This window comes from Arthrobacter sp. Hiyo1 (genome assembly GCF_001263615.2).
Taxonomy (GTDB): Bacteria; Actinomycetota; Actinomycetes; order Actinomycetales; family Micrococcaceae; genus Arthrobacter.
Genome location: NZ_DF952468.1, coordinates 508,221 through 510,940 on the forward strand (window position 1 = coordinate 508,221; position 2,720 = coordinate 510,940).

Annotated in this window: 3 protein-coding genes and 2 pseudogenes; 4 read left to right on the forward strand and 1 reads right to left on the reverse strand. The window is 63.3% G+C overall.

The annotated features are described in order from the left end of the window. Positions 1-457, forward strand: a pseudogene (locus AHiyo1_RS02285) (hypothetical protein); the annotation flags it as partial. Positions 458-688: 231 nt separating this feature from the next. Beyond that, entirely contained in the window at positions 689-856 is a 168-nt protein-coding gene (locus AHiyo1_RS02290; RefSeq protein WP_009357720.1) for a DUF3117 domain-containing protein, read from the forward strand. Positions 857-932: 76 nt separating this feature from the next. Here the strand turns inward: AHiyo1_RS02290 and AHiyo1_RS02295 are convergent, their stop codons facing one another. Then, on the reverse strand, positions 933-1,565 hold the full coding sequence (locus tag AHiyo1_RS02295; RefSeq protein WP_059387489.1) for an O-methyltransferase: 633 nt from the start codon (positions 1,563-1,565) through the stop codon (positions 933-935). A 258-nt stretch (positions 1,566-1,823) separates the two neighbouring features. Here AHiyo1_RS02295 and sigE point away from each other — a divergent pair, with 258 nt between their 5' ends. Both sigE and AHiyo1_RS25360 read left to right on the forward strand, forming a co-directional pair. After that, a complete protein-coding gene (gene sigE / locus AHiyo1_RS02305; RefSeq protein WP_059387491.1) occupies positions 1,824-2,468 on the forward strand; it encodes an RNA polymerase sigma factor SigE in 645 nt (214 codons plus the stop codon). Between the two features lie 36 nt (positions 2,469-2,504). Further along, positions 2,505-2,720, forward strand: a pseudogene (locus AHiyo1_RS25360) (hypothetical protein); the annotation flags it as partial.

Consider the following 2,720-nt stretch of genomic DNA (forward strand, 5'->3'; position numbering starts at 1 on the left):
CGCGTGGCCGGCCATCGCCTGGGCGGTCACGGGGGATCCGCTGGCCTACACCAAGACCGAAACTGTTTGGCGAGGGGACGACCTTGTTCCGTTCAAGCCATGGTTCGAGACCGGCCAAATGCTCTTCGGGCCGGTACTCGGCATTCTCGCGCCGTTCGTCTTCGTCGCGCTCTTTGCCCTGCTGATGTTGAGCAAACCTGTCCGGGCCCTCGGCACCGAACTGAGGCTTTGGTGCACGTGCTACGTGGGGTATCTTCTGGTCTTCCTGCACCCCCAGACGAGCACGTTCCGGATGCTCTTGCCCTTGTTCCCCTTGGCGCTCAGCACGGCCTGGTTGTCCCGCTCGAAGGCTTACCGCGGCACCGTGGTGGTCATGTTCTTCCTCCTCCAGATCGTATGGATCGTCTGGCTGTGGGCGTGGGCGCAGTTGCCGGGCGGCGGCGACTATCCTCCGTGATGCCTCCGCGTCGTTTCGCCAGTTCAAGCGCGATCACGGCCCGGCGGGAAAAGTCCATCAATTAGCTACGGGCGGGTAATTACGAGATAATGGACACAAGCAAGGACAAAGGCACCCTCGGGTGCCCGGCGACGACGACTGAACTGCCATGACTGTCGACGCCGTATATTCCACGCGGAGCCAACCCGGCCGGGTTGGCGGGATTTGGGACAACTGGAGGGGATTTTCCTAATGGCGGCTATGAAACCACGTACTGGCGACGGCCCTATGGAAGTAACCAAAGAGGGCCGCAGCCTGATCATGCGTGTGCCGCTCGAAGGCGGAGGACGGCTGGTGGTCGAGCTCAACGCAGCAGAGGCGGCGAACCTCAAGGAATGCCTCGTAGGCGTTACCGAATAGATTCACTGGGCAGGGCCCCGGCAGAAGAGCCGGCGCCCTGCTTTCATGTTTAAGCCTGAAGGCGAACGAGGGCCAGCTACTTCTTGACCGCTACCAGCAATCCGTCTCCCGTGGGAAGCATCGCTGACGAGAGCCGTTCGTCGTCGCGGATGGCCTTGCCGATCTGGCGCAACACCACGGTGGTGCTGTCCCTGGCAGCCGGGTTGGAAACTTTGTCCTTGTCCAGCGCGTCATTGATGACCAATGTTCCGCCCGACTTGAGCAATCGGATGGCTTGCTGAACGTAACCGGGAAAGTTCGGTTTGTCGGCGTCGATGAACACGAGGTCGTATGCGGAGTCGGTGAGGCGCGGCAAAACGTCGGCCGCACGGCCGGAGATCGTCCGGGTGCGGTTCGCCGGACTGCCGGATTCCAGGAAGGCCTCGCGGGCGGCCTTGAGGTGCTCGACGTCGACGTCGATAGTGGTCAGGACGGCCTGCGGGCTGAGGCCGCGCAGCAGGCACACGCCGGAGACCCCTGCCCCGGAGCCGACCTCCACAACCGTCTGTGCCTTCGACGCCGCGGCCAGGACTGTCAGGACGGCGCCAACGCCGGGGCTGACGGGAGTAACGCCCAGCTCGAAGGAGCGTTCACGGGCGCGAAGCAACACGTCGTCCTCGGCAGGCAGATCTTCTGCATAGGACCAGCTGGTTGACTTGTCGGCACTCATGGGGGTTCGCTTTCCAGGCAGAGGGGTATTCCTTCCAGACTACTGGCTACGGGCCGCCCAGCCCGGATGCCTGCGGCCCGCAATTCTGTGTCTCTCCGGCTTCCTCCGGATGATGTTCGCTCTGCGGGAAAAGCCTGCCTGCGATCAGCAAAATCTCAGGCAACACTGGGATGATGTATATCCAGCCATCCAAGTGAGGGCCGGCAACGAACTCCTGAGTGACCGGCAGGATGACAAACAGTTTGAGGGGAGCGGACGATGCGGGCATCAAGTGCTGCGCCAGTCCAGGCAACGGCAGCAGTCCTGGGTTCCACCGACACGGCCCCGCCAGCCGAAGAATGGGTCAGGCCAAGCTGGGAAGAAGTGGTGGAGAACCACTCCGCCAAGGTCTTCCGCCTTGCCTACCGGCTCACCGGAAACAAGTTCGACGCCGAGGACCTCACCCAGGAAGTCTTCGTCAGGGTCTTCCGTTCGCTCGAAAACTTCAAGCCAGGCACACTCGACGGCTGGCTGCACCGGATCACCACCAATCTCTTCCTCGACCAGGCCCGTCGGAAAAGCCGTATCCGATTCGATGCCCTGGCCGAAGACGCCGAATCCCGGCTGCCTGGACATGAACCCGGTCCCGAGCAGAGCTTCGAGTTGAACAACCTCGATCTCGACGTCCAGCGCGCCCTGGAAGAACTGCCCCCGGACTTTCGCGCCGCCGTCGTGCTTTGCGATCTTGAAGGCCTCTCCTACGACGAAGTTGCCGAGGCGCTCGGCGTGAAGCTGGGAACCGTCAGGTCCCGCATCCACCGCGGCCGGACAATGCTCCGCGAAAAACTGGCGCACCGGGATCCGCGTCCGGTCCAGGCCCGCAAGCCGCGCCTTAAGATGCCGCGCATCGCCGGCCTCCTTTAGTCGCCGATGGGTCTGCTGAAAGGACGACGCGGTGGTTTGACTCGGGGAAATATCCGGCACAGCCGAGCCCCCGGCCACCTGCAGCAATGCTCTGAATGCCACGCCGCTGTCCTGCGGGAACGCCAGTACCTCGAACGGCTTCGCCGTGCCGCCGTTCCCGAGGCGAGCCAGGACTTCACCAACAGGCTGATCGAGCACACCCAGCGTTGGCGCAATCCGATGTCGACGAGCGCCCGGCGCCCCAGCGAAGCG